This is a genomic window from Pseudomonadota bacterium (genome assembly GCA_011049115.1).
Taxonomy (GTDB): Bacteria; Desulfobacterota; Anaeroferrophillalia; order Anaeroferrophillales; family Tharpellaceae; genus DSCM01.
Genome location: DSCM01000063.1, coordinates 1 through 4,619, shown reverse-complemented (window position 1 = coordinate 4,619; position 4,619 = coordinate 1). Strand labels below are relative to the sequence as shown.

Below are 4,619 nucleotides of genomic sequence, written 5' to 3'. Positions count from 1 at the left end.
TTTTTGAGTTGTGCTCTCACTTCGTTTTTGATATCTTTACGGAGCATGGAAAACCGCTATTTTGGGCTGATGTTTTGTGATGATCATTGATGCCCATTATAGAGGTTTTCCTGCATTAAGTAAATGTTATTATTGATATTTTATCCAATCTTTGCAACACCTTTTAATAGATTAATTATTGACAAGTTTGCTTTTTGTCTGAATCCATGTTAGACTGGACAGTGAAGTAGAGTCGGAAAGATTGTTGTTATAAAGTAGCTCCTTCAGACAAACGTAGAAATCAATGCTGGAAGGCTCATTAGTATGGAGACCCTGGCGAACAATCCTAAAATATCTCTTCTTTCCAGAATGAATGCCTTTTATGGGATACCTAATATGTCAATAGAAACATCGATGGCGATTGACCAAGGCATGCAGGCACCGGAAGTCTATTTTTCCAAGGCACGAGCGGAACAGGCGACCCTCCAACGTGGCCCTGAGAATGATAATAGCCGGCTATCCGACCTTGACTCACAGATAACGGAAATAATTGAAATCAGCCGGCAGGCGGCCTCTCTGCAACAGCAAAATTCAACCCTGAACCAAACGCTGCCAACCGCACCGCAGGATCATAAGAGTCCACAACCGACTACGGCTTATCAAGCAGAAGCAAATCAGACCTCGTCAAGCGTTTACTCCCTGAAGCAGCTCACTGACACCGGCTCTGCCCGGAACTCACTACAGTTAAACACCGAAGATAAGCAACCAACTGCCGCAAGCTCCCTGAATGGTGAGACCCAGACAGCAGCTTCAGACAGAAAAAACCTGCTACAGTCCTCCCTGAGATCAGCCTCGCCGTATCCGGGCATCATGGCCGGCCTCGGCGGAGGTTCCGCGACCTCAAACAGCAGTCAACCCGGAGCAATTTTCAGTGCTCTTGGCTGACAGAGATCATTAGCCACGCCGGAATCAACCGCTTCAAAAGAGTCTTCACGGGCTCTTTTTGCTTTATCCCGCCTTAACGCCGCACTAAACTCAGCCTCAAAATCCCGACTGAAAGAAGAAACAACGAGCAACTATCTTGGCGGTTTCCCTCACTCTACCCCATAATAATTCCGATACCAGGCAACAAATTCCTGCATCCCCTGTTCCAGAGGAGTATCAGGAGCAAAGCCTACTGCCGCTTCAAGGTCAGCGACTTCGGCGCAGGTTGCCGGGACATCTCCCGGTTGCATCGGCAACATCTCCATTTTCGCCTTCAGCCCCAGAGATCTTTCAAGCATCGCAATAAAATCAAGCAGCTTCACCGGACTGTGGTTGCCAATATTATACAGCCGATAAGGAGCCGGACTACTGCCGGGATCCGGAGCGGCCCCATCCCAGGCTTGATTCTTTTCGGGCGGATGGCTGAGTAAACGGAAAATACCCTCAACGATGTCATCTATATAGGTAAAATCCCGCGCCATTTCACCATAATTAAAAACCTTGATCGGCTCCCCTGCAAGAATCGCCCGCGTAAAAAGAAACAAAGCCATATCAGGTCTTCCCCAAGGCCCGTAAACGGTAAAAAAACGTAGTCCGGTAACCGGCAACTGGTAAAGATGGCTGTAAGCATGAGCCATTAACTCATTCGCTTTTTTACTCGCGGCATAAAGACTGACCGGGTGATCAACATTATCGTGAATCGAAAATGGCATATGGGTATTGAGACCATAAACCGAACTTGAGGATGCATAAATCAGATGTTGAACGCGATTGTGACGACAGCCTTCAAGAATATTTAAAAAACCAACCAGGTTACTATCAATGTAAGCCCTGGGATTTTCAAGACTGTAACGTACCCCGGCCTGAGCGGCAAGATTAATCACTGAATGAAAAAGGTTCTCCTGAAAGATTTGGGCCACTTCCAGATTATCGACCAGATCACAGGCGGCAAAGGAAAAATTTTTTTCCCCTTCCAGCATTTTCAGACGATCCTTTTTTAGTTGCACATCATAATAATCATTAAGATTATCCAGACCTACAACTTCCAGTCCGGCGCTAAGCAGACGGCGGCTGACATGAAAACCGATAAAACCAGCGGCCCCTGTAACAAGAATTTTCATAAAATTAACTTTCTGCCAGAATGCAATTCAAGGAAATGAGGCCACAACATTTATTGCGACCTTAAGAAAATTTCCTTTGAAGCACAGGAAATATTACAAGAAAAAAGGCTGAAACAGCCATTGCCGTCCCAGCCCAAATTAGTACAACCAACCCAGACATGAGCCTGCCTATATATCAAGTTTGGAGCCGTGTCTAACAAACTGGTAATAGCCATCAAAACAGACCCCAAAACCGTCATTTTCAATCCGGACTACCCGGCCGCTTACGCTTACCCATGAACCGGCTCCAGAAAATGAATTAAGCAGCAGATCAACTTTGACATCCGCCCCGCTCGGCAGACTCCGGCCATCGGTCAAGATAAAGGCACCACCAGATGAAACATCCCTCGTTTTCCACTCATAAAGCTGAATCGCGCCTTGATCAGACAGGGTTTCAACCCGCGCCGGAACCTGAAGGTTATATCTAGTAACAGTACGCCTTTCCATAAGACTCTCCAGTTTTTTCGCAACGAACCGCTCTCTTCTAAGATCCGGCAACTAATCCTAAAGAGTGAACTGACCGCTTAATTGTTTTGATATACTATATGAAAAGAATACAACAAAGACCAAGGAAAATCAATCAGTCAAAAGTATGAATTTAATTAATACTTTTGGCCTAAATCAAGCCGGAGAACAAATCTTGCCGCCTTACCATGTGCTTCAGATCAGATATTTGGACGCCCAAAGCGCGGCCTGCAAACGGTTAGGGACGTTAATTTTACGAAAAATGCTGTAAATGTGGCTCTTAACCGTATGCTGGCTGATGCAAAGACGGTCGGCAATCTGATCATTCGTTGAACCTATCCCAATCTCAAGCAACACTTCACGTTCTCGTTCCGTCAGACTAACCGGCAGGCTGGGAGGATCCGATGATAATAACTCCCGAGCGGACGCCGGCTGACCCCAATTTTCCAGGATACAACGGCTGACCAGATGACGAGGAAACCAGAGTTCTCCATTGATAACCGCTTCAATAAAGCGAATCAGAACATTAGGGGCAACACTTGTGTTGATCACCCCACGAACCCCACGGCGCAGCAACTCAGCTTCAATCCCGGTCTCCGGACTAAGATTAATGACCACCAAACAAATCATATCATCATGCAACAAACGCTCACCATAGAGGTCAAGATAATTGATAATATCATCCGCCTGATCTCCGGAGCAATCCCGCACGATCAACAATGACCGGCCAGGGGCAATCTTCTCATCAGGTAAATCCGTACCGTTTTCCGCAACTTGGCAAAAAAAACCAAACTCGCGTTCGATAAAGGAAGCCAACAACCCCTTTTGAATTTTATGTTTTCCGACAATGTAAGCAACCCATTTACGGATTTTCATATCAGTCGAAATAGCCATCGAAACCCTGGAGGTAAAGTTTAGACATTGTTTACAGGTAGTAACAACATGAACGGTAAAATGTCAACTTCCAAAATTAAAAAATTGCTGTAACTATTCACCGTGATTCATAGACGCCAGTGCTTTTCTGGCAAATGCTGGCAATGTCTTGTTGAACAGGCATTCCAAGGCATAGCTCGTCGATACACCTTGCTTGCGGCAAGTGGACAGATAGCCACGAATACGGCAAAACATTCTGGCGCCGTCGATTGACCGGAAGCAGCCGGAGATCTTTTGCTGCACCTTGGTCATGCGAATATCGTTTTCACCCTGATTGTTGGTGAACGATACAGTGTCATTTTCCATAAACCGGAGGACATCATCTTGAAAATCTCTGAGTCGCTCCAATAAGTTTCTGGATTTTGTCTTTTTGACTCTGCCTCGCTTGCCTTTTTCTCTGGGTGGTGGTTTTGGACATTCATGATCGGCCTGTTTTAGCAGCTTGTTGTATGTTTCTCGGAATTCTCGAACTTTTTCGATGCTGAGTTTGCCGCCGGCATCAATCACCTCTTGATTGACGGCCTCGAGAAACTCTTTTAGCTCTTTGGCCCACTTTTGATCCTCCTGTTCCCATGCTCTCTCAAGCTCCCTGAGGTGGTGAGCATTGCAAGGGGCATGTGAACAGTTATATGAAAAATACGGCTTCCAGTGGTCATGGCATGATATTCTTCTGAATCCCGGCAGGATGCCCATGGCATCCATGGTTTCGGTTCCCCGCTTTTCATGAGGAAAGTAGCAAGTCCATAAATCGTTGCTCATGCAATGCAGCCAGTGGCGTTTGCCGCCGATGTTAACTCCGGTTTCATCGGCATGAGCTAAACCGGCGGTCATCAGCTTATACTTAACCGCTTTCTCAAAATCATCCAGCAGCAGAAATGCTTCCTGGTTAAAATTGAAAATTGAGCCGTCGCTGATAGGGATTTGCAGCTGTTCACAAAAGTATTCCTGTACTCGTTTATAAGGAAGCAGCTGATTTTGTGACAAATAAACTGAGTGCGCCTTAATCCCGGGACCATACTGAGCCGCTTTCGTAACCTCTTCGGGAAATGGTGCTACATACTGTTTGCCATTTTGGTCTTCCAGAATCTCAGCTCGGTA

The 4,619-nt window shown here is 46.0% G+C and carries 5 protein-coding genes; 1 reads left to right on the top strand and 4 read right to left on the bottom strand.

The features are described 5' to 3' along the window. Positions 1-303: 303 nt before the first annotated feature. Complete coding sequence (locus tag ENN66_05295) at positions 304-924, top strand: hypothetical protein (GenBank protein HDS16015.1); 621 nt, start codon at positions 304-306, stop codon at positions 922-924. A 149-nt stretch (positions 925-1,073) separates the two neighbouring features. On the opposite strand, the gene ENN66_05290 is transcribed toward ENN66_05295, so the two are convergent. The 4 genes from ENN66_05290 to ENN66_05275 form a co-directional block, all read right to left on the bottom strand. Beyond that, the gene (locus tag ENN66_05290) at positions 1,074-2,084 is read right to left on the bottom strand and encodes an NAD-dependent epimerase (GenBank protein ID HDS16014.1); all 1,011 of its coding nucleotides are present in this window, start codon (positions 2,082-2,084) and stop codon (positions 1,074-1,076) included. Between the two features lie 168 nt (positions 2,085-2,252). After that, a complete protein-coding gene (locus tag ENN66_05285) occupies positions 2,253-2,570 on the bottom strand; it encodes a PilZ domain-containing protein (protein ID HDS16013.1) in 318 nt (105 codons plus the stop codon). A 213-nt stretch (positions 2,571-2,783) separates the two neighbouring features. Next, a complete protein-coding gene (locus tag ENN66_05280) occupies positions 2,784-3,482 on the bottom strand; it encodes a response regulator transcription factor (GenBank protein ID HDS16012.1) in 699 nt (232 codons plus the stop codon). Between the two features lie 93 nt (positions 3,483-3,575). After that, a partial coding sequence (locus ENN66_05275) for an IS66 family transposase (protein HDS16011.1) occupies positions 3,576-4,619 on the bottom strand: 1,044 nt, incomplete at its 5' end.